General features: G+C 52.0%; 29 protein-coding genes and 1 pseudogene. 10 read left to right on the top strand and 20 right to left on the bottom strand.

Annotated elements, in window-relative coordinates:
- Positions 1-61 precede the first annotated feature (61 nt).
- Both OGY83_RS05600 and OGY83_RS05595 read right to left on the bottom strand, forming a co-directional pair.
- Complete coding sequence (locus OGY83_RS05600; protein WP_032943320.1) at positions 62-1159, bottom strand: alkene reductase; 1098 nt, start codon at positions 1157-1159, stop codon at positions 62-64.
- Positions 1160-1213: 54 nt separating this feature from the next.
- Entirely contained in the window at positions 1214-1813 is a 600-nt protein-coding gene (locus tag OGY83_RS05595; RefSeq protein ID WP_079937807.1) for a TetR/AcrR family transcriptional regulator, read from the bottom strand.
- Between the two features lie 101 nt (positions 1814-1914).
- Here OGY83_RS05595 and OGY83_RS05590 point away from each other — a divergent pair, with 101 nt between their 5' ends.
- The 3 genes from OGY83_RS05590 (at position 1915) to sodC (ending at position 3706) form a co-directional block, all read left to right on the top strand.
- Positions 1915-2154: a DUF1289 domain-containing protein gene (locus tag OGY83_RS05590; protein WP_043016432.1), complete on the top strand. Its 240-nt coding sequence runs from the start codon at positions 1915-1917 to the stop codon at positions 2152-2154.
- A 49-nt stretch (positions 2155-2203) separates the two neighbouring features.
- Complete coding sequence (locus OGY83_RS05585; protein WP_048214269.1) at positions 2204-3100, top strand: aldo/keto reductase; 897 nt, start codon at positions 2204-2206, stop codon at positions 3098-3100.
- A gap of 81 nt (positions 3101-3181) precedes the next feature.
- Positions 3182-3706, top strand: coding sequence for a superoxide dismutase [Cu-Zn] SodC (gene sodC / locus OGY83_RS05580; protein ID WP_191212767.1), 525 nt, complete (start codon positions 3182-3184; stop codon positions 3704-3706).
- On the opposite strand, the pseudogene OGY83_RS05575 reads toward sodC, so the two are convergent.
- From OGY83_RS05575 to OGY83_RS05565, 3 genes and pseudogenes are all read right to left on the bottom strand, one after another.
- Positions 3682-5722, bottom strand: a pseudogene (locus tag OGY83_RS05575) (FUSC family protein). The gene sodC and the pseudogene OGY83_RS05575 overlap by 25 nt on opposite strands.
- A complete protein-coding gene (locus OGY83_RS05570; RefSeq protein WP_197971211.1) occupies positions 5719-6582 on the bottom strand; it encodes an efflux RND transporter periplasmic adaptor subunit in 864 nt (287 codons plus the stop codon). The pseudogene OGY83_RS05575 and the gene OGY83_RS05570 overlap by 4 nt, the downstream one beginning before the upstream one ends.
- Positions 6583-6584: 2 nt before the next feature.
- The gene (locus OGY83_RS05565; protein WP_286635432.1) at positions 6585-6821 is read right to left on the bottom strand and encodes a DUF1656 domain-containing protein; all 237 of its coding nucleotides are present in this window, start codon (positions 6819-6821) and stop codon (positions 6585-6587) included.
- A gap of 192 nt (positions 6822-7013) precedes the next feature.
- On the opposite strand from OGY83_RS05565, the gene slyA reads away from it, so the two are divergent.
- On the top strand, positions 7014-7454 hold the full coding sequence (slyA, locus tag OGY83_RS05560; protein ID WP_019076732.1) for a transcriptional regulator SlyA: 441 nt from the start codon (positions 7014-7016) through the stop codon (positions 7452-7454).
- Positions 7455-7501: 47 nt separating this feature from the next.
- Here the strand turns inward: slyA and slyB are convergent, their stop codons facing one another.
- Complete coding sequence (gene slyB, locus OGY83_RS05555) at positions 7502-7969, bottom strand: outer membrane lipoprotein SlyB (protein WP_003029175.1); 468 nt, start codon at positions 7967-7969, stop codon at positions 7502-7504.
- A 274-nt stretch (positions 7970-8243) separates the two neighbouring features.
- Here slyB and anmK point away from each other — a divergent pair, with 274 nt between their 5' ends.
- From anmK to pdxY, 5 genes are all read left to right on the top strand, one after another.
- Positions 8244-9365: an anhydro-N-acetylmuramic acid kinase gene (gene anmK, locus OGY83_RS05550; protein ID WP_079937812.1), complete on the top strand. Its 1122-nt coding sequence runs from the start codon at positions 8244-8246 to the stop codon at positions 9363-9365.
- Positions 9366-9452: 87 nt separating this feature from the next.
- A complete protein-coding gene (gene mliC / locus OGY83_RS05545; protein WP_003029170.1) occupies positions 9453-9782 on the top strand; it encodes a C-type lysozyme inhibitor in 330 nt (109 codons plus the stop codon).
- A 59-nt stretch (positions 9783-9841) separates the two neighbouring features.
- Positions 9842-10498 (top strand): pyridoxamine 5'-phosphate oxidase, encoded by a 657-nt coding sequence (gene pdxH / locus OGY83_RS05540; protein ID WP_003029169.1) that lies wholly within the window; start codon positions 9842-9844, stop codon positions 10496-10498.
- Between the two features lie 126 nt (positions 10499-10624).
- A complete protein-coding gene (gene tyrS, locus OGY83_RS05535; protein ID WP_003029168.1) occupies positions 10625-11899 on the top strand; it encodes a tyrosine--tRNA ligase in 1275 nt (424 codons plus the stop codon).
- 64 nt (positions 11900-11963) lie between these two features.
- On the top strand, positions 11964-12824 hold the full coding sequence (gene pdxY / locus OGY83_RS05530; protein WP_079937813.1) for a pyridoxal kinase PdxY: 861 nt from the start codon (positions 11964-11966) through the stop codon (positions 12822-12824).
- A 77-nt stretch (positions 12825-12901) separates the two neighbouring features.
- Here the strand turns inward: pdxY and gstA are convergent, their stop codons facing one another.
- The 12 genes from gstA to blr form a co-directional block, all read right to left on the bottom strand.
- The gene (gene gstA / locus OGY83_RS05525) at positions 12902-13507 is read right to left on the bottom strand and encodes a glutathione transferase GstA (protein WP_079937814.1); all 606 of its coding nucleotides are present in this window, start codon (positions 13505-13507) and stop codon (positions 12902-12904) included.
- 104 nt (positions 13508-13611) lie between these two features.
- Positions 13612-15117: a dipeptide/tripeptide permease DtpA gene (gene dtpA, locus OGY83_RS05520; protein WP_020996425.1), complete on the bottom strand. Its 1506-nt coding sequence runs from the start codon at positions 15115-15117 to the stop codon at positions 13612-13614.
- 613 nt (positions 15118-15730) lie between these two features.
- A complete protein-coding gene (gene nth / locus OGY83_RS05515; RefSeq protein WP_003029161.1) occupies positions 15731-16366 on the bottom strand; it encodes an endonuclease III in 636 nt (211 codons plus the stop codon).
- The gene (locus OGY83_RS05510; protein WP_079937815.1) at positions 16366-17058 is read right to left on the bottom strand and encodes an electron transport complex subunit E; all 693 of its coding nucleotides are present in this window, start codon (positions 17056-17058) and stop codon (positions 16366-16368) included. The genes nth and OGY83_RS05510 overlap by 1 nt, the downstream gene beginning before the upstream one ends.
- A 2-nt stretch (positions 17059-17060) precedes the next feature.
- A complete protein-coding gene (gene rsxG / locus OGY83_RS05505) occupies positions 17061-17681 on the bottom strand; it encodes an electron transport complex subunit RsxG (protein WP_286635431.1) in 621 nt (206 codons plus the stop codon).
- Positions 17682-17690: 9 nt separating this feature from the next.
- Positions 17691-18743, bottom strand: a complete 1053-nt coding sequence (rsxD, locus tag OGY83_RS05500) for an electron transport complex subunit RsxD (RefSeq protein ID WP_079937817.1) — start codon at positions 18741-18743, stop codon at positions 17691-17693.
- Positions 18744-20768 (bottom strand): electron transport complex subunit RsxC, encoded by a 2025-nt coding sequence (rsxC, locus tag OGY83_RS05495; protein WP_286635430.1) that lies wholly within the window; start codon positions 20766-20768, stop codon positions 18744-18746. It abuts the gene before it with no gap.
- On the bottom strand, positions 20761-21339 hold the full coding sequence (gene rsxB, locus OGY83_RS05490) for an electron transport complex subunit RsxB (RefSeq protein ID WP_032943340.1): 579 nt from the start codon (positions 21337-21339) through the stop codon (positions 20761-20763). Before rsxB ends, rsxC begins: the two co-directional genes overlap by 8 nt.
- Positions 21339-21920: an electron transport complex subunit RsxA gene (gene rsxA, locus OGY83_RS05485; RefSeq protein WP_003029144.1), complete on the bottom strand. Its 582-nt coding sequence runs from the start codon at positions 21918-21920 to the stop codon at positions 21339-21341. Before rsxA ends, rsxB begins: the two co-directional genes overlap by 1 nt.
- A 76-nt stretch (positions 21921-21996) precedes the next feature.
- Positions 21997-22437, bottom strand: coding sequence for a DUF2569 domain-containing protein (locus OGY83_RS05480; protein ID WP_020996422.1), 441 nt, complete (start codon positions 22435-22437; stop codon positions 21997-21999).
- A gap of 91 nt (positions 22438-22528) precedes the next feature.
- A complete protein-coding gene (gene ydgT / locus OGY83_RS05475) occupies positions 22529-22744 on the bottom strand; it encodes a transcription modulator YdgT (RefSeq protein WP_079937818.1) in 216 nt (71 codons plus the stop codon).
- 290 nt (positions 22745-23034) lie between these two features.
- The gene (gene blr, locus OGY83_RS05470) at positions 23035-23160 is read right to left on the bottom strand and encodes a division septum protein Blr (RefSeq protein WP_003029134.1); all 126 of its coding nucleotides are present in this window, start codon (positions 23158-23160) and stop codon (positions 23035-23037) included.
- 241 nt (positions 23161-23401) lie between these two features.
- Here blr and OGY83_RS05465 point away from each other — a divergent pair, with 241 nt between their 5' ends.
- Positions 23402-24442, top strand: coding sequence for an oxidoreductase (locus OGY83_RS05465; RefSeq protein ID WP_071446495.1), 1041 nt, complete (start codon positions 23402-23404; stop codon positions 24440-24442).
- Between the two features lie 101 nt (positions 24443-24543).
- Here the strand turns inward: OGY83_RS05465 and add are convergent, their stop codons facing one another.
- Both add and OGY83_RS05455 read right to left on the bottom strand, forming a co-directional pair.
- Entirely contained in the window at positions 24544-25545 is a 1002-nt protein-coding gene (gene add, locus OGY83_RS05460; protein WP_286635429.1) for an adenosine deaminase, read from the bottom strand.
- 100 nt (positions 25546-25645) lie between these two features.
- Positions 25646-26818, bottom strand: coding sequence for a MalY/PatB family protein (locus OGY83_RS05455; protein ID WP_286635428.1), 1173 nt, complete (start codon positions 26816-26818; stop codon positions 25646-25648).
- Between the last annotated feature and the right edge of the window lie 3 nt (positions 26819-26821).

Genomic DNA, 26821 nt, shown 5'->3' with positions numbered 1-26821 from the left:
TGTTGTTTTAGTATAGCGGCGTTGTTACGCCGCTATCAATGGCAGAACGGAGATTGTGACGTTAGAGGGTAGGATAGTCGGTGTAACCTTCCGCGCCGCCGCCGTAGAAGCTCTCGGCACGTTGTGGATTCAGTTCCGCTTTGCGTTGCAGACGCGCCACCAGATCCGGGTTAGCAATATAGGCGCGACCAAAAGCTACGGCGTCGATCAGACCTTTCTCGATCAGCGCTTCTGCTTTTTCAGGGGTGTAGGCACCAGCACCAATGATAGGACCGTGGAAGCGCGCGCGAACTTTTTCGCGGAACGCATCGGAATACGGCTCGCCACCGGCCCAGTCCGGCTCGGACATGTGCAGGTAAGCGATACCGCGCTTGCCTAATTGTTCAATCAAATACAGCGCATCGGCTTCTTCGTTCGGACCATTGTCGACGTTCTGGAACGTACCAATTGGCGAGACGCGAATACCAATGCGATCGGCACCCCATTCTTTAATACCAGCATCAACCACTTCCAGCACCAGACGTGCACGATTTTCGACGCTGCCACCGTATTGATCGGTACGCTGGTTAGACGTTGGCGACAGGAACTGGTGCAGCAGGTAGCCGTGGGCAGAGTGCAGTTCAACCATGTCGAAACCCGCTTCGCGCGCGTTGGCTATCGCCTGACGGAAGTCGTTAACGATGCCCGGAATCTCTTCGGTTTCCAGCGCACGTGGCATTGAGGTATCGGCACGCGTTGCCAGGCCGTTTTCATCGCGCAGCGAGGTGCGGGTTCCAGCGCTAATCGCGGAAGGTGCAACTGGAGCCTGGCCGTTTGGCTGCAGACTGGCGTGTGAGATGCGCCCGGTGTGCCACAACTGGACAGCAATATGACCTTGCTCAGCGTGTACGGCAGCGGTGATTTTCTTCCATGCGGCAATTTGCGCTTCGCTGTGTAAGCCGGGTGCTCCGGCATAGCCTTTTGCCTGTGCGGAAATCTGCGTCGCTTCGCTGATGATAAGACCCGCGCTGGCGCGTTGACGGTAATACTCGGCCATCAGCGGAGTAGGGATGTCGCCAGGCTCAATACTGCGCAGACGCGTCAGTGGCGCCATAAATACGCGGTTTGCTGCCGTAATGGCACCCACTTTCAGTGGGGAAAACAGTTTTTCAGATGACATGTGGCACTCCTGAATAGACCGGTCGTCTAGTAATAAAGAAAATAAAAACGCCTGTTAAACGGCAGGCGTTGTGATGATGTGTTTAACGTGCGCCAGCGCATTTTCCAGCGGAGTAGCGCTACGAGAAATCTTGGCCTGCAGGTTGGCGCCAAGCCACAGCGCATACAGTACCTGCGCCTGCTGTAACGGCTCGCCAACAAAGGACAGACAATGGCTGGCCTGACCTTTCTCCAGCGCCTGCGCTAACAGCACAATAATGTGCCGCGCGCCTTTATCCATCGCTGTGCGCATATCTTCTGACAGATCGCACACCTCGGCAGACAGTTTTACAGTTAAACAGCCGCTAATAATGCCGTGCTGGCTAAACTGGTTCAGGGTTTCCTGATAGTAGGCCAGAATACGGTCGCGGTAGTTTCCCGCACCCGTATCAAAGTGCGTAGCCAGTCGCTGATGATAGGCCGCATAGTGGCGTTCCAGCATCGCGACACCGAACGCTTCTTTAGAGCGAAAATAGTGATAAAACGAACCCTTGGGGACTTCAGCGGTTTTGAGTAACTCACTTAAACCCATGCCGGTGAAGCCGCGCTGCATACACAGCAGTTCGCCAGTCGCCAGCAGATGTTCGCGTGTATCGTGTTCAGTGATTTTGTTCATGAAAAGGAGTGTAATAGACCAGTCGGTCTAATGCAATAGCGCTTGCGAGAAATTCAGTTAACGTCTTCAATAGGTATATCAATCTTACTAAAGGAGGGGATGTGGCCGAACAGCTGGAGTTTTTCCCCGTCCAGAGCCCATGCCGTGGAATATGTCAGTCTGACGAACGCGGCTTTTGCCGTGGCTGTTTTCGCAGTCGGGATGAGCGTTTTAACTGGCAAAATATGAGCGATGCCCAAAAGCAGGAAGTGCTGCGGCTTTGTCGTCAGCGCCTGATGCGTAAATTACGAGCAAACAAAGCCAACCCTTCGGAAGAACCGCAACAACCTTCACTCTTTTAAAAGCGTAATTGCGTATACTCGAGGCACATTCACTTAAAAGGAAGCTGCTATGGTTCAGCGTATTACTATTGCGCCGCAAGGCCCGGAATTTTCTCGCTTTGTGATGGGGTACTGGCGCCTGATGGACTGGAATATGTCCGCGCGCCAGCTAGTCAGCTTTATTGAAGAGCATCTGGATCTGGGCGTTACCACCGTCGATCACGCCGATATTTACGGTGGATACCAGTGTGAAGCGGCGTTTGGTGAGGCAATGAAGCTGGCTCCGCATTTGCGTGAAAAAATGCAGATTGTGACCAAATGCGGGATCGCGACGACGGCGCGTGCGGAAAATGCGTTGGGTCACTACATCACCGACAGCGCGCATATTATTGCCAGTGCGGAAGAATCGCTAAAGCTGCTGGCCACCGATCATATTGATCTGCTGCTGATTCACCGTCCCGATCCGCTTATGGATGCTGACGACGTAGCTGATGCGTTTAAAAAATTGCACCACAGCGGCAAAGTGCGTCACTTTGGCGTCTCTAACTTCACCCCGGCACAGTTCTCACTGCTGCAATCACGTCTGCCGTTTACTCTGGCGACCAACCAGGTAGAAATTTCACCGGTACATCAGCCGCTCCTGCTGGATGGTACTTTAGATCAACTGCAACAATTGCGCATTCGCCCGATGGCCTGGTCCTGCCTTGGTGGTGGGCGTCTGTTTAATGACGATGCGTTCCAGCCTTTACGTAATGAGCTTGCCGTAATCGCAGAAGAGTTGAACGCGCAGTCTATTGAACAGGTGGTGTACGCCTGGATTTTACGTTTACCGTCTCAGCCGCTGCCGATTATTGGCTCAGGAAAAATAGAGCGCGTACGTGCTGCCATTGAGTCTGAATCGCTGAACATGTCTCGCCAGCAATGGTTCCGCATTCGTAAAGCGGCGCTGGGTTACGACGTACCCTAATCGCGTTTTTGGCGCGTCTCCGTTCAAAATTGTGTCACTGGTTTACACTTAACAATCAGACACCTTTTGGACGGAGGTCTTATGAAGCGTTTGAGTTTGGCCATTATCACTCTACTCGCCTGTGCAGGTGCGCAGGCTGCCAGTGAAGAAAAAGTGACGATGAATCTGGTCACGTCGCAAGGCGTCGGCCAGGCGATTGGTACCGTCACTATTGCTGAAACCGCAAAGGGGCTGGAGTTTACGCCCGATCTGAAAGCGTTGCCGCCAGGTGAACATGGCTTCCATGTGCATATGAACGGCAGCTGCCAACCGGCAATTAAAGAAGGGAAAGCCTCAGCCGCAGAATCGGCTGGCGGCCATTATGATCCGCACCAAACCGGCAAACATGAAGGCCCGGAAGGCGCAGGTCATATGGGCGACCTGCCGCTATTGGTGGTGAATAACGACGGTAACGCCACAACGGCGGTCGTTGCGCCGCGGTTGAAAACGATCGATGAGGTTAAAGGCAAAGCGCTGATGATCCATGTGGGCGGCGATAATATGTCCGATCAACCGAAACCGCTTGGCGGTGGCGGAGCGCGCTACGCCTGTGGTGTTATCAAATAATCAACGGCTGAGAGTGCCCGGCGGCGGCGCCTGTTCGAGTTGTGAAAGCGAGCAGTGTAGCCGCCAGACCAGCGCCGACAGTTCATGCGCCGCAGGTTGATGATGGTGGGCAAGCGTATCGCAGATGCGCTGTAGCTCACTCAGCGTGGCATTCAGTGGTCGTTGCTGGACGCCACGTTCGCTCATTACATCGCGCAGCAGCGAGATACACACGTCCCTGACGCGAGCCAGCGGATCTGAACGCGCCTCCCAGGTGCGTAGTTGCCACACCACGTGCGAGCAGTTCAGCAAGACGACCCCCCAACGTAATAACCAGCGTCGCGCCAGCGCATCCTGACTGTTGCTGAGCTGGCTGACGTGATGATAGGTCAGCGATTCAAATTCGTTTTCACTGAGTGATGGATGTCGGCTGAGCTGATCGACAAAATCCCGACGCAGGGCGCGAATATGGCGGCGACTTTTCCGCGCATCCGATCCGGGCCGCAGAATGGCGAAAGCCAGCCATGACAGTGCCACGCCGGTGATTTTCGCTATGTTGTCATTCAGGAAATCAGCAAAATCATAAACCGGCGGATTAGTCACCGCGATAAACGATCCCATAAATACGATCAGCTGTCCCCAAAGACCTGCCAGCGCAGGCATCTGCAGCTTCAGGAGTTGCATGGTGGCGAGTAACGGGAAGAGAAAGAGAATAAACTGCCAGAGGTCGGAAATTTGCACCATCAGGCCAAACTTAACCACAAAGCTAAATAGCGACAGTAGAACCAGCGTACGCATCAGCAAGGAAAGCGACTTGAACGGCGTGGCGACGGCGGAATACAGCACACTGCTGATCGCGGCGAGCGTGAGTGCACCAGAGCCTGATTCCCATTGTGCGCCAATGCTCCATGCGCCGATAAGCATCAAAGTGCAGAACGTACGCAACCCGCTCCAGATAGCTTCCGCATTATCGGTATGACGAGCAAGCCCCGGCGTGCGGGCGATATTAATACGCTCGGCGGTAACACCATTTTCCAGTAAATGCAGATAATGGCTGCTGCGCAGGTAGAGCCGACAAAAATAACGCAGTCGTTGCCAGAAGGCGACGTGCCGATAGTCGCGGGCATCGACGGGCCGCAGTGGGGCAATAATACGTGCGACGGTGTAGCTATTAGCATTGGATTTAATTAGTTCGCTGAGCAACTGTTCGATGATTTCCCGGGTACTGGACGGGGGATTAGGCCAGTTCAGCAGCATCCTGCGCAGACTGGAAATCACGCTGGTCATGCGTAACTGCTGGTGCAACAGCGAATTGAGCAAAGCATTCTGGCGACGAAAGCGGTAATGACTCCAGAATGCCTGAATACGCAGCAGGTTCATGGTCAGGATTTGCCCGATAACACCTTCATGGGCTGTGCGAATAGCATCCGTGGTTTCTGGTTGCCAGAGTAGGCTGGCATGTTCCAGTAAACGTGAAAGCATGTTTTTCAATGCAGTCAGTAACGTTGTGCCATCGGAGGTGCTGGGCAGGATCATCATCATCACGCCGCCACACAGGATACCTACAATGACTTCACACACGCGTGCCTGCGCGATATCCCATAACTGCGTAATTTCCACGGTATTGACCATGGGAAACGCAATGATCGCCGCCGTATAACCCGCCAGTTGAAAGGCGTAGGCAACGTTATTGGTGAAATGCGCACAGGCCCAGGTACAAAAACCGATCCACACCGACATGCTCAGCAAAAACAGCCACGGCTCATTAAGGGTATGACCGGCAATAATCAGTGCGGCGGTAGCTCCCAGTAGGCTACCCGCCACGCGACCCAGACTTTTGCTGATAACCCCGCCGACGGTGGGAAAACTGACCACCGCAGCCGAGGTCATCGCCCAATAGGGTTCGTCCAGATTCAGATAATAAGCGAACGTTAACGCCAGACACATCGCAATGGCGTTACGCAGCGCATAACGCCACTGTGCCGCCGTGGCTTTAAACCACGGCAAATTGCCTGGCGTCAGGCGGGGCAGTTTCATTTACGCTGGCCGATGGATACGCTGCAGGTTGTACCTGACACCAGCGTGACATCGTGCGGCAGGGCGTCGAATTCGATGCGTACCGGGACACGCTGCGCCAGACGCACCCACGGCACGTTGGGTTTGATATCGGGAATCAGGCCGGAATCACTTTCCACACTTTGATCGTAGATGGCACGGCCAATACTGGAGACGTGACCCTGTAACTTTATGTCACCGCTGTAGAGCGTGATAAGGGCAGGCGCACCCTCGCGAATGTGACGCAACTTAGTTTCTTCAAAATACCCCATCACATAAAAAGAATGACTGTCGACAAGGGCAAACAGAGGCTTACCGGTTGAAGCGTAGTCTCCGGTACGGGTTGAAAGATTAGTAACCCAGCCCGCTACGGGGGCTTTGACCACTGTTTGCGTCAGTTGCCACTGCGCCTGGCGCAGACTGGCCTCTGCTGCTTCAACGCTCGCCTGCATGGCTTTAACGTTGAGATTTGCGGTATCGAGATCTTCGGCTGAGATGTAATTTTGCGATAAATGACGGCGGCGGTTGGCTTCGTTATTGGCTTTCGCCAGATCAGACTGCGCTTTTGCCAGTTGCGCTTGCGCATTCAGTTCAGCAATGTGAAATGGCGTCTTGTCGATAATAAAAAGGATATCGCCTTTATTCACAAACTGGTTATCTTTTATATTGAGTTCGCTAATGCTGCCTGACACCTGCGGCGTGATGCTGACCTGCTCAGCACGCACTTTACCATCACGTGTCCAGGGCGATTGCATATAGTAATTCCACATCCACCATCCGGCGAAAACTGCGATTGCAGCGACTATAATAGTGGAGAAGTATTTAACGGTTTTAAGCGACATAATCACCACGCTATCAGCATAACAAAGGCCAGACACACACAAAGCATAAAGAGTGACAGATCCATTAGCAGGGGATGCCAGATTTCGCCGGAGTAAATCCAGTCGCGCAGCAGGCGATGAACAACCAGCCAGAGAATAAATCCTGCTACAATCGCCTTGAAAACAGGAGGGAAGTAGACAGATGCGCCGATCATTAAATCTTGTAGGGGCAATCCTGTTGCATTAAACATAAACTTCACGGGCAAAATCCTTGGCGGAAGAGAGCATTGCTATAGGTTTAGCAAAAAAGAGACAATGAGTCTCCGTAACGCATAATGTCTGAAAAAATGTCAGCCGGTAAGCAAATTTGGCAATACATTTGTTTTGGGAATACAAATGCTGCACACTATTCTAAAATCAGCACAATAACTTAGCAAGCTAATTATAAGGAGATGAAATTGGAATCGCCATTAGGTTCTGATCTGGCACGGTTGGTGCGCATTTGGCGTGCTCTGATTGACCATCGCCTGAAACCTCTGGAGTTGACGCAGACGCATTGGGTTACGCTGCACAACATTCATCAGTTGCCGCCGGATCAGTCGCAGATTCAGCTGGCTAAAGCGATTGGCATCGAGCAGCCTTCGTTGGTACGTACGCTTGACCAGCTGGAAGAAAAGGGACTCATTTCACGACAGACTTGCGCCAGCGATCGTCGGGCTAAGAGAATTAAACTGACAGAGAAAGCTGAGCCGCTGATCGCTGATATGGAAGCGGTTATCAACAAGACGCGTGGAGAAATTTTGGAAGGGATTTCAGCTGAGGAAATTGATCTGCTGATTAAACTGGTCGCCAGACTGGAACACAATATTATTGAGCTGCAGTCACAGGGCTGAAGCAAAAAGATGACGTGTGGCCAGGGTCTGACCACACGTGAATTTGATTAGCGCGGAGACACGGTAACCTGGCTGCCGTTGTTAGCCATAACAACGCGCTGGCCGGCTGAGAACTTGGTCGCACCCTGTTTCTGAACCACCATGATGGTATTACCGTCGTCCTTACGGATTTCCAGTTCCACACCCTGGGTTTTATTCATCGCACCTTGTACGCCTTGACCCGCTACGCCACCGGCAACTGCGCCTGCAGCTGTCGCTAATGAACGACCCGTACCGCCGCCGACGGTGTTACCGAGGAACCCACCGAGTACCGCACCACCAATAGCACCAATCACGTTTGCGTCATCGCCACCCTGGATTTGCACCGGACGAACATGAACAATCGTACCGTAGGTAACGTTCTGAACTTGTTTCGCTTCGGATGCGGTATACACGTCACCTGAAAGGCTATCATTGTTAACGCAACCCGCTAAAGATACGCCCATTAATGAAACAATCAGCACACGTTTAATCATTTACAAATCTCCTTTATCACCACGAAACGCTAATAAAACACCCTTCATGGTTAAATTATATGGCATTTGTGAGCCTAAGGTCACATGTTCTACTGGAACAATATGAAAATCTTAACCGAAATCGGATCAACCGAGTATAAACGAATCATTCATGTAATTGATGTAATTAAACGATCGTTGTAATGATTAGCCACCAAAAATCATTAAGGAAGCATGGCATTAGCCGACACTTTATGGTTGAGTGTCAAGGCTAATTTGCTTAAAAGGATGACCTATGAAATCGGGCCGTTTTATCGGTGTAATGTCTGGAACCAGCCTTGATGGCGTCGATGTTGTGCTGGCGACAATAGATGAAACGATGGTTGCGCAGCAGGCGAGTCTGACCTGGCCCATCCCCATTCATGTTAAACAAGCGATTCTGGATATCTGCCAGGGGCAGCAGCTTACACTTTCTCAGTTTGGTCAGTTAGACGCACAGCTCGGTTATCTATTTGCTGAGGCGGTGAATGCGCTGTTGGCGCAAGAAAAATTGAAACCGCAGGATATCGTTGCGATTGGTTGCCACGGGCAAACCGTGTGGCATGAACCGAACGGTGCTGCGCCACACACGCTGCAAATTGGTGATAACAACCAGATTGTCGCGCGTACCGGGATAACCGTCGTCGGCGATTTTCGTCGACGTGATATCGCCCTTGGCGGGCAGGGTGCACCGCTCGTTCCCGCGTTTCATCAGGCACTGCTGGCACATCCAACGGAACGACGAATGGTGTTAAACATCGGCGGGATTGCCAATCTGTCTCTGCTTATCCCGCAACAACCCGTTCGCGGATACGACACCGGGCCGGGCAATATGTTGATGGATGCATGGATCTGGCGGCAATGTGGTCAGCCCTACGACAAAGATGCGCAGTGGGCCATTTCGGGAATGGTGATCCTGCCATTACTGCAAAATATGCTTAACGACCCTTATTTTTCCGCGCCTGCGCCGAAAAGCACCGGCCGTGAGTATTTTAATTACGGCTGGATAGAACGTCATCTGGCGCAGTTCCCGGGAATTAGCCCACGAGATGTGCAGGCGACGCTTGCCGAACTGACGGCAGTCACCATTTCAGAGCAGGTCTTGTTAAGCGGCGGCTGTGATCGACTCATGGTATGCGGTGGTGGCAGTCGTAATCCACTGCTGATGATGCGTCTGGCGGCACTATTACCGGGAACAGAGGTTACCTCTACCGATGAAGCCGGGATCAGCGGTGATGATATGGAAGCATTAGCCTTTGCCTGGCTGGCGTGGCGAACGCTGGCCGGATTACCGGGAAATTTACCTTCTGTGACGGGGGCGTCAGAGCCGAGTGTGTTAGGGGCGATTTATCCTGCCAATCCACGAACTCAGAGTTAACTGAAATTATTCAGCGCGGTATGCCGGTAAACTAGGGATATTAGGGAGGGTGCGATTACCCTCCGGGACCAGGAAAGTCTTCAGGATATGGCTATGAAAAAACTGTTGTTAGTGTGTCTGCCCGTACTGCTTAGCGGTTGTAGTGTGTACAACCAATTTGTCGAGCGTATGCAAACGGATACGCTTGAATACCGCTGTGACGAAAAACCGTTGACAGTGAAGCTGAACAATACCCGCCAGACGGCAAGCTTTGTTTATGATAATCAGCTATTGAACCTCAAACAGGGCGTGTCGGCATCAGGTGCACGTTATACCGATGGTATCTACGTTTTTTGGTCTAAAGGCGACGAGGCAACGGTCTATAAACGAGACAGAATTGTGCTAAATAACTGTCAGTTACAGAACCCGAAGCGTTGAGATTTTCACCTGGGCGGCGCACAATAGCGTCACCCACTGACAATCCGTAGCCCAACATCATGTCTGATAACGACGAATTGCAGCAAATCGCGCATCTGCGCCGTGAATACACGAAAGGCGGTCTTCGCCGCCGCGATCTTCCCGCCGAACCCCTTGCGCTGTTTGAGCGCTGGCTGGGGCAAGCCTGTGATGCCAAACTGGCCGACCCCACCGCAATGGTCGTTGCGACCGTCGATGAAAATGGCCAGCCGTATCAGCGTATCGTGTTACTCAAACATTATGATGACAAAGGGCTGGTGTTTTATACCAACCTTGGCAGCCGTAAGGCGCATCAGATCGAGAAAAATCCGCGCATCAGTCTTTTATTTCCCTGGCATACGCTGGAACGGCAGGTGATGGTAATCGGCAAGGCAGAGCGTCTTTCCACACTCGAAGTGGTGAAATACTTCCACAGTCGCCCACGCGACAGCCAGATTGGCGCCTGGGTCTCTAAACAATCCAGTCGGATCTCCGCGCGCGGTATTCTCGAAAGTAAATTCCTCGAACTGAAGCAGAAATTTCAGCAAGGGGAAGTCCCATTGCCCAGTTTCTGGGGCGGCTTTCGCGTGAGTATCGAACAAATGGAATTCTGGCAGGGTGGTGAAAACCGTCTACACGATCGTTTTTTATACCAACGCGAAGATAACGCGTGGAAAATTGATCGCCTGGCCCCCTAAAGATGCAAATTTCTTGTTTTAAGCGCTGGTGCTGATCAATCCGGCGCTTTATTCTATGTTTCTTTCGCATCAGGCGAAAAGTCGTGTACCGGCAAAGGTGCAGTCGTTTTATACATGGAGATTTTGATGGCAAGCAGTAACTTGATTAAACAATTGCAAGAGCGGGGGCTGGTGGCCCAGGTGACGGACGAGGAAGCGTTAGCAGAGCGACTGGCGCAAGGCCCGATCGCGCTCTATTGCGGCTTCGATCCTACCGCTGACAGCTTGCATTTGGGGCATCTGGTTCCATTGTTATGCCTGAAACGCTTCCAGCAGGCAGGCCATAAGCCTGTTGCACTGGTAGGTGGCGCAACCGGTCTGATTGGTGACCCGAGCTTTAAAGCCGCCGAGCGTAAACTGAATACCGAAGACACCGTGCAGGAGTGGGTGGATAAAATCCGCAAACAGGTTGCACCGTTCCTCGATTTCGACTGTGGCGACAACTCGGCGATTGCTGCGAACAACTACGACTGGTTTGGCGGTATGAACGTACTGACTTTCCTGCGTGATATCGGCAAACACTTCTCCGTTAACCAGATGATCAACAAAGAAGCGGTTAAGCAGCGTCTGAACCGTGACGATCAGGGGATCTCCTTTACCGAGTTTTCTTACAACCTGCTGCAGGGTTATGACTTTGCCTGCCTGAACAAACTGCACGGCGTGGCGCTGCAGATTGGTGGTTCTGACCAGTGGGGTAACATTACTTCGGGTATCGATTTAACCCGTCGTTTGCACCAGAATCAGGTTTTTGGTCTGACCGTACCACTGATTACTAAAGCTGATGGCACCAAATTCGGTAAGACGGAAGGCGGCGCAGTGTGGCTGGATCCGAAGAAAACCAGTCCGTACAAATTCTACCAGTTCTGGATCAACACCGCCGATGCGGACGTTTATCGCTTCCTGAAATTCTTCACTTTCATGGACATTGAAGAGATCAATGCGCTGGAAGAGGAAGATAAAAATAGCGGTAAAGCGCCGCGTGCCCAGTATGTTCTGGCTGAGCAGGTTACCCGTCTGGTTCACGGTGAAGAAGGTCTGGTCGCAGCAAAACGTATCACCGAAAGTTTGTTCAACGGTAACTTGAGCGATTTGAGCGAAGCTGATTTCGAACAGCTGGCGCAGGATGGCGTGCCGATGATCGAGATGGACAAAGGTGCCGATCTGATGCAGGCGCTGGTGGACTCTGAACTGCAGCCTTCTCGCGGTCAGGCACGTAAGACCATTGCGTCTAACGCCGTGACCATCAACGGTGAGAAGCAGTCCGATCCGGAATATTTCTTCCAGGAGAGTGATATCCTGTTCGGGCGCTACACCTTACTGCGCCGTGGCAAGAAGAACTACTGTCTGATTTGCTGGAAGTAAGATTGAGTTAGCAGGGGCGTGGGAAACTACGCCCCTTTATTTTTTCAGGGTTGTGGTAAGTAAAATGAAGAATATCCTCGCCATCCAGTCCCACGTTGTTTTTGGCCATGCGGGTAACAGTGCAGCTGAATTTCCGATGCGCCGTCTTGGCGCAAACGTCTGGCCGCTGAATACCGTCCAGTTTTCAAACCACACGCAGTATGGCAAATGGACCGGCTGCGTTATGCCGCCGAGCCACCTGACTGAAATTGTTCAGGGCATTGCTGATATTGATAAACTCCAGACCTGTGACGCCGTACTGAGCGGCTATCTTGGCTCAGCTGAACAGGGCGAGCATATTCTGGGTATTGTACGCAAAGTAAAAGCGGCCAATCCGCAGGCGAAATACTTTTGCGACCCGGTGATGGGCCATCCGGAAAAAGGGTGTATCGTCGCGCCGGGCGTGGCGGAATTTCATGTACGTCATGCGCTTCCGGCTAGTGACATTATTGCCCCGAATCTGGTTGAGCTCGAAATTCTGTGCGAGCATGCGGTGAACAATGTCCATGAGGCCGTTGCGGCAGCGCGTGAACTGATCGCTCAGGGACCTGAAATTGTACTGGTGAAGCATCTGGCGCGCGCAGGTATCAGCACCGACCGTTTCGAGATGCTGCTGGTCACTGCTGAACAGGCGTGGCATATCAGTCGTCCGTTAGTCGATTTTGGCGCACGTCAACCGGTTGGCGTGGGTGATGTGACGAGTGGCTTGTTGCTGGTGAAACTGCTGCAGGGCGCGTCTTTACAGCAGGCGCTTGAGCATGTGACGGCAGCGGTATACGAAGTGATGATTACCACCAAAGAAATGCACGAGTATGAGCTGCAGGTCGTGGCCGCGCAGGATCGTATCGCGAAGCCTGAACACTACTTCAGCGCGACGCAGCTGTAATAAATGCCCGATGGCGCTCTCGCTTATCGGGCATATGTTTAGCTGTAGGCCGGGTTAGCGTCACCCGGCAACCGCAATTAATTTAACCCTTCTGCTTTAAGCGCTGCGGCAACCGCCGGGCGTTCAGCCATACGTGCCATATACGCGTCGATATGGCTTAATCCTGCCATATTCAGCTTAACCGCATAAGCCCAACGCAGCACGGTGAACAGATAGGCATCGGCAATGCTGAAGCGCGGGCCGCAGATCCATTGTTCGTCTTTCAGAGACTCATTCACGTACTGCATTTTTTTCTCCAGCTGCGCGCGAACGGTTGGCTTGAAGTCTTCCGGTGTATCGGGACGGAACAGAGGCGTAAAGCCTTTATGCAGTTCTGTCGCAATGTAGTTAAGCCATTCGATGGTTTTGTAACGGGAGAGGCTGCTGGTAGGGGCAAGGAGCTGACGGTCTGGTACGGTGTCCGCCAGGTATTGCATGATGGCGACACCTTCGGTAAGTAGCGTACCGTCATCCAGCAGCAGCGCGGGAACTTGCCCTTTTGGGTTTACCGCGAAAAAATCATCGCCATTTTCCAGACGTTTCTTCATCAGATCAACACCATCCAGCGTGAAATCTTTACCGCTCTCACGAAGTGTGATGTGGGAAGCGAGAGAACAAGCGCCCGGTTTGTAGAACAGTTTCATCGGTAACTCCTTTTGGCTGAGGTATATCGTATGGTAGTGCTACCTCAGGCAAAAAAAAAGCCGCTAACATCAGTTAGCGGCCTGAAAATCAGTTTCCCTGAGAATTACGCTGTCGCGGCCTTAGAGGCTTTCTCATTGACGTCATCGTCCTGAGTCATACGGTTCAGTTTCGGAGCCGTCAGCAGCATCAGAACAGCGATAACAGCCGTTGCGACACCAATCTGCAGGAACACACGACCGTACACTTCAAGGGACATCAGCGGGTCAGTCACGTTCTCTGGTACAGCCATCATGTTAGCGACGTAGCCACCGATGATGTTTGCACCGGCAGTGGTCAGGAACCAGCTACCCATGATGAAGCCCATCAGGCGTTGCGGAACCAACTGTGCCACCATTGCCAGACCCAGGCCGGAGATCATCAGCTCACCGATACTTTGCAGACCGTAGCAGATGATCAGCCAGTTAACGGAAACGATGCCCGCATCGGTAGCGAATTTCGCGCCCAGTGGCAGGATCAGGAACGCACCGGAACACAGCACCATACCAATCGCAAACTTGGTCGGCATCGGCAGGGTATCGCCCATCTTGTTATAGATAGCAGCGAGGATTGGGCTACCAATGATGATCCAGAACGGGTTCAGCGCCTGGTACTGCTCAGGTTCGAAAGCAATGCCAAGAATAGAATGCTCAACGTTACGAATCGCGAAGAAGTTCAATGAAGTCGGCATCTGGCTGTACAGCACGAAGAAGATAATCGCTTCCAGCATCAGGATGAAGGCGACGATCATTTTACGACGAGCAGCACCGTGCATGGTGAATGCTTCTTTACCGAAGATGAACACGATACCCAGCGCAATGACGCCCAGAACCATACGAGCGATCTGCTGGTTGTGCAGCAACCAGGTTGCAATCGCGATCAGTACCACCACGCCAGCAATGGTCAGCAGCAGGTTACGGAAGTTGATCGGCTCAAAGTCAGGTTTAGAACCGTACTGTTTAACCCAGCGCTGACAGAATGCGAAGTTAACAACGGTAATCAGCATACCCACGACGCTCAGAGCGAACGCGGTGCTCCAGCCGTAACGCGCAGCTAACCATGGCGTTGCCAGCATAGAGAAGAATGAACCGATGTTGACGGACATGTAGTACATGGTAAATGCACCATCAAGACGCGGGTCATCTTTGGCATAGCAGGTAGAGAGCAGGGAGGATGGGTTTGCTTTAAACAAGCCGTTACCGACCGCGATGGCCGCCATGCCCATATAAACGATACCCGCATCGTGACCGGACCATGCTACCAACGCATAACCGATGGCCAGCACAACGGCACCCAGCATAATGACACGTTTTGTTCCCAGAACTTTATCACCTAACCAGCCGCCAATGGCAACCAGACCGTATACCAAGGCGCTAAAGGACGAGAAAAGGGTGATGGAATCCGCTTCTGACATACCCAGTTGTTTAACCAGGTAAACGGCCATAATCCCTTGCAGGCCGTAATAACCAAAACGTTCCCACAGCTCAATAGAGAAAATGAGATAGAACGCTTTTGGTTGTTTGAAGGCGTTTAAACTTACGCTTTCTGTTGGTTTATTGTTTGCAGTAGACACTTTTACCTCTTTTTTTACATCCCATATCAACGGGGGTGTTCAGGTACGTGATGAGTCAAGTTCATCCGTCCGATTGTTATAGTGGGAGGGGAAACGGCAAGTAATGTTCACTATCTTGACCATTCAGACAAGTGGTTTGTAATAATCTGTTACATATATCATGACTGGTGAAATCGTCGGGACTGCGAAATGTTATCTAGCGTTAAATTTCTTCATTTTTAAAATGGCAGATTTTTACACTGTTTAATCACCGCCTGAACCGCAATGTGGCGATATGTTCTGCTATTTAAGGTTGAATCCAGTGATATAGGCCATTATCTGAAAAATAGGCAGTGTAATGTTTTGTTTATAAAGTGTGCAGTTAGGTCATCTAATTGTCACCTTAACTAAAAAATAAAAATTTATTAACATTGTGTTAGCTGGATGATCTGGATCACGTATAGATAGAAATTTCTTTTGCTAAAAAAACGATTAACCTGCTCAGGTGTTAATTAACAAGAATATTGCATTAGATTTGAGCAATTGAATGGCATCATTGTCGGGAAAAGAAACTCTGGGGAGTGCATAACTAATCGTTATGTATGTAAGGGGCAAAGAGGATGCCCCGGCAGCATTAGATATCGACTTTCTCTTTGAATTCGCAGAGATCTTCAATAATACAGGAACCGCAGCGCGGTTTTCTGGCGATACAGGTGTAGCGGCCATGAAGAATTAACCAGTGGTGGCAATCGACTTTAAATTCACTGGGTACAACTTTCAGCAGCTTCTCTTCAACCTGCTCGACGTTTTTACCCGGGGCGAATTGCGTGCGATTACAGACGCGAAAAATGTGGGTATCTACGGCAATAGTGGGCCAGCCAAAGGCGGTATTTAGCACCACATTAGCCGTTTTTCGCCCAACTCCGGGGAGAGCTTCTAGCGCAGCACGGTCTTCAGGTACTTCACCATTATGCTGTTCCAGCAGAATGCGGCAGGTTTTAATTACGTTTTCCGCTTTGCTGTTAAACAAACCGATTGTCTTGATATAGGACTTAACACCTTCAACGCCGAGCTCCAGCATCGCAGCAGGCGTATTGGCGACGGGGTATAGCTTAGCCGTCGCTTTATTGACACTGACATCGGTCGCTTGTGCGGAGAGCAAGACCGAAATCAACAATTCAAACGGCGATGTAAAATTAAGCTCGGTTGTCGGATGCGGGTTGTTATCCCGCAGGCGCGTCAGTATTTCCAGGCGTTTTGCTTTGTTCATTACACATTCCCTGTTTCACCCGCGGGACTGTCCGCGACAGCCGCCTCGGCACGACGTTTCTTCATTTTCTCATCAATCAGATACTTCACTGCCAGCATCAGACCCAGACCAATAAACGCGCCTGGCGGCAGCATGGCCAACAGAAACGGCGTATCAGTATGGAAGATCTCAACGCGCAAGACTTTGGCCCAGCTACCCAACAAACCGTCTGCACCATCAAACAGTGTACCGTTACCAATTATTTCACGCAGCGAACCCAGAACAAACATGGCACCGGTTGCGCCCATGCCGATAGAGAAACCATCAAGTGCGGATAACGCAGGGCCCTTTTTGGCGGCGAAGGCTTCTGCACGGCCAACAACAATACAGTTAGTCACAATCAGCGGGATGAATATGCCCAGAGACTGATACAGGCCGAAGGCGTAGGCATTGATCAACATCTGCACCGCGCTCACCACGGAGGCGATGATCATGACATAAATCGGAATGCGAATTTCAGGCGGTGTCCAGCGACGGAGGGCTGAAATCGTCAGGTTGGTCAGCGTCAGGACGAGCGTAGTCGCAAGTCCAAGACCCAGCGCGTTAGTTGCGGTAGAGGTGACGGCTAACAGCGGACACATCCCAAGTAGCTGCACAAGCGCGGAGTTATTTTTCCATAACCCCTGGACAATAACGTCTTTAATTTCGCTCATGGTTATTCTCCACAGACGCTAAGTTGAGGGAGTTGCGCAGGTAGCGTCTGCGCATACAGGCCGGCACGTTTAACCGCGTTAACTACTGCACGTGGTGTAATGGTTGCGCCAGTAAACTGGTCAAAGTCGCCGCCATCTTTTTTCACAGCCCAGTGAGAGTCGTTATCCGCAGAAATTGTTTTACCGCTAAAATGGGTGATCCAGTCGGACAGTCGCAGTTCGATTTTATCGCCCAGTCCCGGCGTTTCATGGTGTTCGGTAACCCGTGTACCCAACACGGTACCCGTGAAATCGACACCTACCAGCAGTTGAATTGCGCCGGAATAACCATCTGGTGCGGTGGCCTCAAGAATCGCTGCAACGGGACGATCGTCCTGGCGCGCAATATATACACGGTGCGTACCTTTGCCCAACACAGGCGCATCGACCAGATAACAACTTTCAGACAAGTTATTATTGTAGCGATCGCCAGGCAGAACCTGATCGAACAGCGTTTTTTGCTGTATCGCGGCCTGTTCATCAATGGTTGACTTGGTTAATTGATTGATTGCTGCGGTTAACCCCGTCGAGCCCGCAGCAAACAGCGCCAGTGTAATACCGTGTTTACGAATCGTTTTCAGCATATCTAGTCCTTAGCGATGTCCGTACACACGCGGGCGGGTGTAATAATCAATCAGGGGAACAGTGATATTTGCCAGCAACACGGCAAAGGCCACGCCATCAGGATAACCGCCAAAACTGCGTATCAACCACACTAACAGGCCAGCAAGCGCGCCAAAAATCAGACGACCACGGTTGGTTGTTGATGCTGTAACGGGATCGGTAAGAATAAAGAACGCACCTAACATCGTCGCGCCGGAAAGCAAGTGCAACTGAGGCGATGCCAGTGAGTCTGGCGAGAAAATCCAGCCCAAAGTGGCACAAACGGCGAGTGACAGCAGAAAGCTAACCGGAATATGCCAGCGAATCGCTTTTTGCCATAACAGCACGATGCCACCAACCAGCCAGGCAAGGTTCACCCACTGCCAGCCAGCGCCTGCCAGCATGCCGCTGTAGATCGGGTATTGCATCACCTGCTCAACGGTACGTCCTGCATGCAGGGATGTCTTAAAGGTATCAAGAGGCGTTGCCTGACTGATACCATCGATGCCCATACGCAGCGAATTCATATCCCCGCCGCTGGCGGTATGTCCGTTAAAGATAACGTTCAGGGCGTCAAGGAATCCAGGCACCGTAGCCGCAATTTCATGCGGCGGCAGCCAACTGGTCATCTGTACTGGAAATGAGATGAGCAGCACGACATAACCAATCATGGCAGGGTTAAACGGGTTCTGTCCGAGCCCGCCATACAGCTGTTTCGCAATGATAACCGCAAATACCGTGCCTAATATCACCATCCACCAGGGAGCGAGGGGCGGAATACTGACGGCCAATAGCAACCCGGTGAGTAACGCAGAGTTGTCTTTTAAAATTGGCACAATGGGTTGTTTACGCAGTTTAAGCACACCCGCTTCGGCAGCAATAGCGCTGATGGACGCGAGAACGATCTGGAACAACGTGCCCCAGCCAAAGAACCACAGCTGAGCGGCGATCCCCGGTAATGCAGCAAGTAATACCAGCATCATAATACGCGATGTCTGGCGCTGGTTATGGGTATAAGGGGAGCTTGCTATTCTGAATACCATTTATTCCTCGTTTACAACCTGCTGCTGTGCGGCTTTCTTTGCCTGAGCGCGTGCGATAGCGGCCGCGACGGCGGCTTTACGCGGATCAACCGGTTCGGCTGTTTCTGTTACCGCCTGCTGCTCCAGCTTGCGGGCTTTGGCACGCGCGATTGCCGCTTCGACGGCGGATTTACGCGGATCAACCGGTTCGGCTGTATCAGTTACCGCCTGCTGCTCGAGCTTGCGGGCTTTTGCGCGCGCGATTGCCGCTTCGACGGCGGCTTTACGCGGATCAACCGGTTCGGCTGTTTCTGTTACCGCCTGCTGCTCGAGCTTGCGGGCTTTGGCGCGTGCGATTGCCGCTTCGACGGCCGCTTTACGTGGATCTGTATCCGTACTGCTGCCTTCACTTTGCGGCGGATTTTCCATACGGGAAGCACGAGCTTGCGCCTTACGCGCCTCGCGTGCGGCAATCACTGCGCTATTGTCAGGTTTTTCGCCTGCCTGAATCACCACTGGCTGCAGCGCCTGAGCCTGCTTTTCTTTTACACGAGCCAGCGCGGCGGCAATGGCATCATGATCTTTGGCCGCCGGCTGAGCAGCGGCGCTCTTATGGCGTTCAAGACGTGCTGCTTTTTCACGTTCAAGGCGCGCCTGTCGGGCTTCAAAGCGTGCTTTCGCTTCAGCGGCTCGTTTTTCTTCCTGGCTAATGGCGTAAATCTCGGCTTTTTCCTGACGGAAATATTGCACCAGCGGAATATTGCTTGGGCATACCCAGGCGCAGGCACCGCACTCAATGCAGTCAGCGATATTGTGGGCCGTTGCCTTGTCGTGCTGTTGCCCTTTACTGAACCAGTAAAGCTGTTGTGGCAGGAGATCCGCCGGACAGGCATCGGCGCATGCGCTACAGCGAATGCAGCCTTTCTCTTCCGGCGTTTCACCCATTTCACTGGCAGAGGGTGCCAGAAGACAGTTGGTTATCTTCACCACCGGGACATCCAGCCACGGCAGCGTAAAGCCCATCAGCGGCCCGCCCATAATCACCATCTGGTCAGCGGAAGGGCAGAATCCCGCATCGTTGAGCAGATGACGAACCGGCGTGCCTAAACGCGCCCAGACGTTGCCCGGACGGCTGACGGCTTCACCGGTAAGCGTAACGACACGTTCGGTGATCGGTTCTCCGTCAATTACTGCACGTTTAATTGCATAGGCGGTTCCGACGTTTTGCATCAACACGCCGATATCTGAGGAGCGTCCACCGTGGGGAACCTGCTTGCCGGTCAGGATTTGTGTTAACTGCTTGGCCCCGCCGGACGGGTACTTGGTGGGGATCACGCGTAAGCTAATATCGTGTGAATCAGCCAGCACCGCGCGCAGCATAGATATCGCCTGCGGTTTGTTATCTTCGATACCCAGGAGGATCTCGCGTGGCTGAAGAATGTGCGCCAGGATGCGGATCCCTTCGACGACCTGCGCCGCGCAGTCCTGCATCAGGCGGTCATCTGCCGTAATGTAAGGTTCGCATTCGGCGGCGTTAATGATCAGCGTTTCAATTTTATCTCCACCGCCCTGCAGTTTAACGCCGGTGGGAAAACCCGCACCACCCAGTCCGGCGACGCCGAACTGATGAATACGCGCAATAAGCTCTTCCCGGCTGTGGGAGCGGTAATCGGTCCAGCCGTCTCGCTCAATCCAGCGATCTTCGCCATCGGCGTCTATGATGACGCTCAACTCAGCCAGTGCCGAAGGATGCGCGGTGGAGTGCGGGGCAATGGCAACAACGGTGCCTGATGTTGGTGCATGGACTGGAAGCATTTTTCCACGTCCGCGGGTTAATGCCTGACCACGCAGCACGGTGTCACCCACGTTTACGCACAGTTCACCCTCCGCACCAATATGTTGTTTCAGCGGAATAACAAAACGCGGTGCCAGCGGAACCTGTCGCAACGGCGTTCCGTTTGACTGGGTTTTCATTTCTGGTGGATGAATGCCGCCATCAAAGTCCCAGATTTTATTTTTTCTGAATGCAGAGAATAACTTAAACATGTTGTTCCACAGGAATGATGCGCACAGGGATGGTGTTTAAATCCCATTTCCAGCTATCGGGTGTCTCGGCTACCGGGCGTAATTCAATACATTGCGTCGGGCACGGGTCAACGCACAGGTTGCACCCGGTGCAGAGATCGCTCATTACCGTGTGCATGGCGCGGGTCGCGCCCACGATCGCATCGACCGGGCAGGCCTGAATACACTTGGTGCACCCAATACAGTTATTTTCATCAATGACTGCCAGCATACGCACCGGCGTAACGTCTTGTTCATCGCCATCAATAGGTTGCGGGTCGACGTTCAGCAGGGCGGCAATTTTTAACATCACCGCTTCGCCACCGGGGGCGCAACGGTTAATTTTTTCACCCTGAGAGCCTATCGCTTCAGCGTAAGGATGACAGCCCGGATAGCCGCACTGTCCACACTGGCTTTGCGGGAGAATTTCATCAATTTTCTCCACGACCGGATCATCTTCAACGGCAAAACGTCGCGAGGCGTACCCCAAAATAGCGCCGAACGCCAGACCCAGTAGACTCACTGCGGCAACGGCAATCCAGATAGCATTCATTACAACTTCACCAAACCACTAAAGCCCATAAAGGCCAATGACATTAAACCAGCGGTAATCAGCGCAATCGCATTGCCGCGAAACGGCGCTGGGACGTCCGCCACGGCGAGGCGTTCACGGATCGCGGCGAACAGTACCATCACCAGCGAGAAGCCGACGGCGGCGGAAAAACCGTATAACGCCGACTGTAAAAAATTATGGCCGAGGTTGATGTTCAGTAGCGCCACACCTAACACTGCGCAGTTAGTGGTGATCAGCGGTAGGAAGATCCCCAGCAGGCGGTACAGCGCAGGGCTGGTTTTGCGCACAACCATTTCGGTAAACTGCACGACGACGGCGATAACCAGAATAAAAGCTAGCGTGCGCAGATAGATGAGATTGAGCGGGATTAGGATCCAGGTATCAATCAGCCATGCGCAAATGGAGGCCAGCGTCATGACAAACGTCGTGGCAAGGCCCATACCCATTGCGGTTTCCAGTTTTTTGGAAACACCCATAAACGGGCAGAGGCCCAGAAACTTGACCAGTACAAAGTTATTGACCAGTACAGTTCCGACAAACAGCAGCAGGTAATCAGTCATTTTTCGGCCTGAAATAAAAAAGCCGCCTATTATCTGACAATCTACAACAGGCGACAACAGGTTAACTGTAGGGTTATTACGGGTTCACAAACGTCGATTTAACGCGCTGCGATCGTTTGAAATAGGGTACCAACAGTGCTGCAGCCAGTAATGGGAACAGCAGTTGGCGCACGGCAAAAGCGTCTGGGACGGGTGAAAACGCAAACGCTTTAATCGCCAGCAACACGGAGATCAGCAGCCACAGAATGTAATGCTTAGGCACACAGGCTCTGCGTTTGAAAAACGCAATCGTCAGCCACAGTGTGTAATACCACATGGCGATCGCGGTAATAAAGGAGACGCCCCATAACAGCAAATTGGCCGTACTTTGCTCACCCAGCGTTTTGAAGGTTTGCGGTGTAGCCAGCGCAGTGACATAAAGTAATAACGCCAGCGAAGCGCTCAACAACGCGACTAACAGCCAGGCCAGTGGCCCAAGTAGCCAGCCTCCGATACGTTGTGCCGGTGTGGTAGTCATCTCTTCTCCAGGTTTACGCGCGCAATCAATCATGCCATTCATTTTGGGGCAATTATTATAAAGCTTTTAACGTTGAGCGCTACTTTCTTCTTTATTGCACGTAATGCCAGACTGATTTAGGTACCTGACCGATATCAAACAGGCGGCCACCGGAGATAAGCTCCGCACGGCGATGATCAGCGGCACGGTACATATTGATAATGTCGCTATCGTCGGTGAGCGTGTAGTTCAGATGGTCGAACAGTTTTTCCAGACTTTCGAGTGAACTGATTTTGCGGAATTTTAATAAGTAATCCTGAACGGTCATAAATGCAGATCCATATTAATAAAATAATACCAACGGAGTAGAAAATATAAAAATAAACAACGAGCACAGGTAAAAGCGGATTTACGTGCAAATGTAAGAAGAGTGTTCATACCTGTGAAAAAGCAGGCGCTATGCGCGTCTGCGGCAAGGGTAACGCGCATAGCGATCGCTGGCAATATGCAGCGGAGCGGGATGCGGCATAATTCGCTTTTTTTGACAGAAAGCGATCTTTTACCGGCAAACCCTGCAACTACCAATGTTAATTGCAGGCAATATAAGGCTGCGGATGCTTATTTCTTCTGCACTGCCGCAACGGGCTCTGGTGGCTGGTAATTGTCAATATGATTGGCAACACCCAGCAGGATCACGGAGACGGCGAGAACAATCCAACCTGTTAATTCAATAAGACGATTCATTACTGATGACATTTGCTTTGATTTATCCATAAACACAGGCTGCAAATGTTACTAATCTCTCATTAATACAGCAAGATGATTGGGAACGATTTCTACCTCTTTTTCGCTGCAAGTTAAGCATAAGTGGCATATGTTTGACTTAAGTTAAAAAACAACCTTTGTAGCGCAAAGGTTATTAAACTATTGAGACGTTGCAAGGTATGGTGTGAAATAGGTTAGTCCTGAATTGAGAGGCAATAACATGAGTGACAACATCCGCGTTGGGCTAATTGGCTATGGTTATGCCAGCAAAACCTTCCACGCCCCCCTGATTGTGGGTACGCCGGGCCTGGAACTGGCTGCGGTTTCCAGTAGTGATGAAGCAAAAGTAAAGGCAGACTGGCCTACGGTGGCGGTTGTTGCTGAGCCTAAGCATCTTTTTAACGATCCAAATATCGACCTGATTGTGATCCCCACACCTAATGACACACACTTTCCGTTAGCGAAAGCTGCGCTGGAAGCGGGCAAACATGTGGTTGTTGATAAGCCTTTTACTGTGACACTGTCACAAGCTCGTGAGCTGGATGCGCTGGCACGCAGCCTCGGGCGCGTGTTGTCTGTGTTCCATAACCGTCGCTGGGACAGTGATTTTCTAACGCTGAAAGCTCTGCTGGCGGATGGTGTTTTGGGTGAGGTGGCGTATTTCGAATCCCATTTCGATCGTTTCCGCCCGCAGGTTCGTGACCGTTGGCGTGAACAGGGCGGTCCGGGAAGTGGTATCTGGTACGATTTAGCACCGCATCTTTTGGATCAGGCGATAAACCTGTTTGGTTTGCCTGTCAGCCTGACGGTAGACCTGGCCCAGCTGCGTCCGGGCGCGCAGGCGACGGATTACTTCCATGCCATCCTGACGTATCCGCAACGTCGTGTGATCCTGCATGGCACCATGCTCGCTGCCGCAGAATCGGCCCGTTATATTGTGCACGGATCGCGTGGCAGCTATGTGAAGTATGGTCTTGACCCGCAGGAAGAGCGTCTGAAAAATGGCGAGCGACTGCCACAGGAAGACTGGGGTTATGATATGCGTGATGGCGTATTGACGCGAGTAGAAGGCGAAGAGCAGGTTGAAGAAACCTGGCTTACCGTACCGGGCAACTATCCGGCGTACTATGCTGGTATTCGTGATGCGCTAAATGGTAACGGTGAAAACCCGGTACCAGCGAGACAGGCTATCCAAATTATGGAGCTGATTGAGCTGGGTATCGAATCCGCGAAACATCGTTCGACGCTGTGCCTTGCTTGATTGGTCTAATGCCGGATGGAGATGCTCAGGCATTTTATCCGGCCTACAATGAAAACCAACGCAGGCCGGATAAGCGTTAGCGCCATCCGGCACTTTACCTATTACGCTGCGGCGACTTTTTCGCGCAGTGTACGTTTCTCTTCGTTACTCAGGAATGCCATTTCCAGACCGTTGATTTGCGCCTGGCGGATCTGTTCGCGCGTTAGACCTGCCGCTGGAGCGGCAATGGTGTACTCGTGAATAATATCCACGCCCTGAACAGCCGGGTCGTCCGTGTTCAAACTGGCGATAACGCCATACTCAAGGAACGTTTTCAGCGGATGGTTCGCTAGTGAGGCAACGGTGCTGGTCTGAATATTTGATGTCAGGCAGGATTCGATGCCGATACGGTGCTCGGCGAGGTAATCCATCAACGCACGATCTTCAACGGCTTTAACGCCGTGACCAATACGCTCAGCTCCCAGCTCTTTAATGGCCTGCCAGATGCTTTCTGGTCCCGCGGCTTCGCCCGCATGTACGGTAATACGCCAGCCGGCGTCGCGTGCCTGGTTGAAATGAGACAGGAACAGACTGCCCGGGAACCCCAGTTCGTCACCGGCCAGGTCCAGTGCCGTAATATGGTCACGGTGGGCTAACAGTGCATCCAGTTCCTGCAAGCAGGCGACTTCGCCAAAAGTACGGCTCATAATGCCAATTAAGCGTGCTTCGACACCAAAGGTCTTGCAGCCCTCGCGTACGCCGGCGATGACGGCTTCAACCACACCTGCAACCGGGAGCTGATGCGCCATCGCCATATAGCCTGGAGAAAAACGTAATTCTACATAGTGCAGACCGTTACGTGCTGCATCTTCAATATTCTCAAATGCCACGCGACGACAGGCATCCAGCGAGGCCAGTACCTTCACGCCCCAGTCGAGCTTAGATAAAAAGCTCACTAAATCTGGCTCAGTTGATGTGACTTGCACATGAGGGATCAGCGTTTCCAATGTTTGTGCCGGAAGCGTTAAATTGAATTGACGACCCAGATCCAGGATCGTTTGTGCACGGATGTTACCATCAAGGTGGCGATGGACGTCGGTCAGGGGGAGGGAAGTATCAATCATGGTCGCACTCGTGTATTTAGGTAAAGTGCGTCGTATTATAAGAAAAAATCGGGATAAAAATCTATGTTGCGCAATGAATAATTTCATTGCGCAAATTTTATTAGCGTACAGAACGTATGCCGTTAATCAACCCCTGAACGCCTTTTTCAAGTTTGGATCGTGGACATCCGGCATTGAGGCGCACAAAACCGCGTCCTTCTTCTCCGTATGTGTATCCGGGCATGATGGCAACTTTCTGCTGGTGGATGAGTGCATCTTGCAGTGCATGGTCATCAATTTTGAGCGGGCGCAGGTCAATCCATGCCAGATAGGTGGATTGTGGTACCTGCCAGTTGAGTTCGGGGAAGGCGGTATTAAGCTCACGGGCAACGTAATGCAGATTACTGGCAAGATATTCGCGCAGCGCATCAAGCCAACTTGCGCCCTGTTGATAAGCGGCAATATGGGCGCTAAGCGCCAGCACCGCAGGTGAGGAAAGGCCATCGCGGCCTTTTAACGCGCTGAGGTAATCGTTGCGGCTTTGCACATCCTCAATGATTCCGTAAGCCCCGGTTAATGCCGGAATATTAAAACTCTTTGAGCCGGAGGTGAGTAGCGCCCAGCTGTCGCGTGCGACGTTACTCCACGGAATGTGTGGCTGGTCTCCCCATACCATATCCATATGGATCTCATCAGAGATGACTTTTACACCATGACGTTGGCACAGCTCTGCCATGGTTTCCAGTTCATCGCGCGTCCACACTTTACCCGTTGGGTTTTGCGGACTGCAAAGCAGAAGAATTTTACTTTCAGGCCTGGACAGCGCTTTTTCCAGCGCAACCATGTCGCAAACCCAGCCGTCAGCGCGCTTTTCAAGTCCGACAGCGCATACCTGGCGCTGATTACCTTCAATCGCTTTGTAAAACGCGTCGTACGCTGGTGTATGAATTACTACCGCATCACCCGCAGAAGACCACTGGCGGATCAGCTCCGACACCATATAGATGACCGAGGGGCCATAAACCAGCGACTGAGGGTCGATTTGGGTATTATGACGCGTAAGAAACCAATGACTAATTGCCGCCAGAAATTCATCATTTTTCCAGCGGCTGTAACCCAGCACGCCATGTGACAGGCGCTGAGTCAGCGCCTCCAGAATGCAAGGTGCGGTGGCAAAATCCATATCGGAGATGGTGAACGGCAGCAGGTCGGCTGAACCAAAACGGTCGGCAACGTAATCCCACTGGGTACACCAGGTACCGTGCCTGTCCACCACCTTTGAAAAATCAAACATACT

The organism is Citrobacter sp. Cpo090 (assembly GCF_030332665.1).
Taxonomy (GTDB): domain Bacteria; phylum Pseudomonadota; class Gammaproteobacteria; order Enterobacterales; family Enterobacteriaceae; genus Citrobacter; species Citrobacter portucalensis.
Note: the sequence above shows the minus strand (reverse complement) of the source record. Positions and strands in the feature narration are given on the sequence as shown.

Excerpts from the sequence above, each read along its gene's own strand:
- OGY83_RS05600 (WP_032943320.1), bottom strand. The coding sequence starts at position 1,159 with ATGTCATCTGAAAAACTGTTTTCCCCACTGAAAGTGGGTGCCATTACG.
- OGY83_RS05595 (WP_079937807.1), bottom strand. The coding sequence starts at position 1,813 with ATGAACAAAATCACTGAACACGATACACGCGAACATCTGCTGGCGACT.
- OGY83_RS05585 (WP_048214269.1), top strand. The coding sequence starts at position 2,204 with ATGGTTCAGCGTATTACTATTGCGCCGCAAGGCCCGGAATTTTCTCGC.
- sodC (WP_191212767.1), top strand. The coding sequence starts at position 3,182 with ATGAAGCGTTTGAGTTTGGCCATTATCACTCTACTCGCCTGTGCAGGT.
- OGY83_RS05570 (WP_197971211.1), bottom strand. The coding sequence starts at position 6,582 with ATGTCGCTTAAAACCGTTAAATACTTCTCCACTATTATAGTCGCTGCA.
- slyA (WP_019076732.1), top strand. The coding sequence starts at position 7,014 with ATGAAATTGGAATCGCCATTAGGTTCTGATCTGGCACGGTTGGTGCGC.
- slyB (WP_003029175.1), bottom strand. The coding sequence starts at position 7,969 with ATGATTAAACGTGTGCTGATTGTTTCATTAATGGGCGTATCTTTAGCG.
- anmK (WP_079937812.1), top strand. The coding sequence starts at position 8,244 with ATGAAATCGGGCCGTTTTATCGGTGTAATGTCTGGAACCAGCCTTGAT.
- mliC (WP_003029170.1), top strand. The coding sequence starts at position 9,453 with ATGGCTATGAAAAAACTGTTGTTAGTGTGTCTGCCCGTACTGCTTAGC.
- pdxH (WP_003029169.1), top strand. The coding sequence starts at position 9,842 with ATGTCTGATAACGACGAATTGCAGCAAATCGCGCATCTGCGCCGTGAA.
- tyrS (WP_003029168.1), top strand. The coding sequence starts at position 10,625 with ATGGCAAGCAGTAACTTGATTAAACAATTGCAAGAGCGGGGGCTGGTG.
- pdxY (WP_079937813.1), top strand. The coding sequence starts at position 11,964 with ATGAAGAATATCCTCGCCATCCAGTCCCACGTTGTTTTTGGCCATGCG.
- gstA (WP_079937814.1), bottom strand. The coding sequence starts at position 13,507 with ATGAAACTGTTCTACAAACCGGGCGCTTGTTCTCTCGCTTCCCACATC.
- nth (WP_003029161.1), bottom strand. The coding sequence starts at position 16,366 with ATGAACAAAGCAAAACGCCTGGAAATACTGACGCGCCTGCGGGATAAC.
- OGY83_RS05510 (WP_079937815.1), bottom strand. The coding sequence starts at position 17,058 with ATGAGCGAAATTAAAGACGTTATTGTCCAGGGGTTATGGAAAAATAAC.
- rsxG (WP_286635431.1), bottom strand. The coding sequence starts at position 17,681 with ATGCTGAAAACGATTCGTAAACACGGTATTACACTGGCGCTGTTTGCT.
- rsxD (WP_079937817.1), bottom strand. The coding sequence starts at position 18,743 with ATGGTATTCAGAATAGCAAGCTCCCCTTATACCCATAACCAGCGCCAG.
- rsxC (WP_286635430.1), bottom strand. The coding sequence starts at position 20,768 with ATGTTTAAGTTATTCTCTGCATTCAGAAAAAATAAAATCTGGGACTTT.
- rsxB (WP_032943340.1), bottom strand. The coding sequence starts at position 21,339 with ATGAATGCTATCTGGATTGCCGTTGCCGCAGTGAGTCTACTGGGTCTG.
- rsxA (WP_003029144.1), bottom strand. The coding sequence starts at position 21,920 with ATGACTGATTACCTGCTGCTGTTTGTCGGAACTGTACTGGTCAATAAC.
- OGY83_RS05480 (WP_020996422.1), bottom strand. The coding sequence starts at position 22,437 with ATGACTACCACACCGGCACAACGTATCGGAGGCTGGCTACTTGGGCCA.
- ydgT (WP_079937818.1), bottom strand. The coding sequence starts at position 22,744 with ATGACCGTTCAGGATTACTTATTAAAATTCCGCAAAATCAGTTCACTC.
- blr (WP_003029134.1), bottom strand. The coding sequence starts at position 23,160 with ATGAATCGTCTTATTGAATTAACAGGTTGGATTGTTCTCGCCGTCTCC.
- OGY83_RS05465 (WP_071446495.1), top strand. The coding sequence starts at position 23,402 with ATGAGTGACAACATCCGCGTTGGGCTAATTGGCTATGGTTATGCCAGC.
- add (WP_286635429.1), bottom strand. The coding sequence starts at position 25,545 with ATGATTGATACTTCCCTCCCCCTGACCGACGTCCATCGCCACCTTGAT.
- OGY83_RS05455 (WP_286635428.1), bottom strand. The coding sequence starts at position 26,818 with ATGTTTGATTTTTCAAAGGTGGTGGACAGGCACGGTACCTGGTGTACC.